The organism is Burkholderia sp. BCC1047 (genome assembly GCF_902833155.1).
Classification (GTDB): Bacteria; Pseudomonadota; Gammaproteobacteria; order Burkholderiales; family Burkholderiaceae; genus Burkholderia; species Burkholderia sola.
Window position 1 is genome coordinate 1 of record NZ_CADFEH010000078.1, and the last position, 1,183, is coordinate 1,183.

Annotated in this window: 1 protein-coding gene; it reads right to left on the minus strand. The window is 62.3% G+C overall.

The window, feature by feature from the left end; translation table 11 throughout:
- Position 1: 1 nt before the first annotated feature.
- Positions 2–1,183 (minus strand): elongation factor Tu (tuf, locus tag HWX55_RS35880; protein WP_027805213.1); only part of this gene is annotated, 1,182 nt, incomplete at its 5' end.

A 1,183-nucleotide genomic window follows, 5' to 3' on the forward strand; every position in this document is an offset into this window, starting at 1 on the left:
CTTACTCGATGATCTTGGCGACGACGCCGGCGCCGACGGTACGGCCGCCTTCGCGGATCGCGAAGCGCAGACCTTCTTCCATCGCGATCGGAGCGATCAGCTTCACCGTGATCGACACGTTGTCGCCCGGCATCACCATTTCCTTGTCCTTCGGCAGCTCGATCGAGCCCGTCACGTCCGTCGTACGGAAGTAGAACTGCGGACGGTAGTTGTTGAAGAACGGCGTGTGACGGCCGCCTTCGTCCTTGCTCAGCACGTACACTTCAGCCGTGAAGTGCGTGTGCGGCGTGATCGAACCCGGCTTCGCCAGAACCTGGCCACGCTCCACGTCTTCACGCTTCGTGCCGCGCAGCAGGATACCGACGTTGTCGCCTGCCTGACCTTGGTCCAGCAGCTTGCGGAACATTTCAACGCCCGTGCAGGTCGTCTTCACCGTCGGCTTGATACCGACGATTTCGATTTCCTCGCCGACCTTCACGATGCCGCGCTCGACGCGACCCGTCACCACCGTACCGCGGCCCGAGATCGAGAACACGTCTTCCACCGGCATCAGGAACGCGCCGTCAACTGCACGCTCCGGCGTCGGGATGTACGTGTCCAGCGCGTCGGCCAGGCTCATGATCGCCACTTCGCCCAGCTCGCCCGTGTCGCCTTCCAGCGCCAGCTTGGCCGAACCCTTCACGATCGGCGTGTCGTCGCCCGGGAAGTCGTACTTCGACAGGAGTTCGCGAACTTCCATCTCGACCAGCTCGAGCAGTTCTGCGTCGTCCACCATGTCGCACTTGTTCAGGAACACGATGATGTACGGAACGCCAACCTGACGCGCCAGCAGGATGTGCTCACGCGTTTGCGGCATCGGGCCGTCTGCTGCCGAGCAAACCAGGATCGCGCCGTCCATCTGCGCTGCGCCCGTGATCATGTTCTTCACATAGTCAGCGTGGCCCGGGCAGTCGACGTGTGCGTAGTGGCGGTTAGCCGTTTCGTACTCGACGTGCGCCGTGTTGATCGTGATGCCGCGCGCCTTTTCTTCCGGTGCCGCGTCGATCTGGTCGTACGCCTTCGCTTCGCCGCCGAACTTCTTCGTCAGAACCGTCGTGATCGCTGCCGTCAGCGTCGTCTTGCCGTGGTCAACGTGACCAATCGTACCAACGTTCACGTGCGGCTTGGTCCGCTCAAATTTACC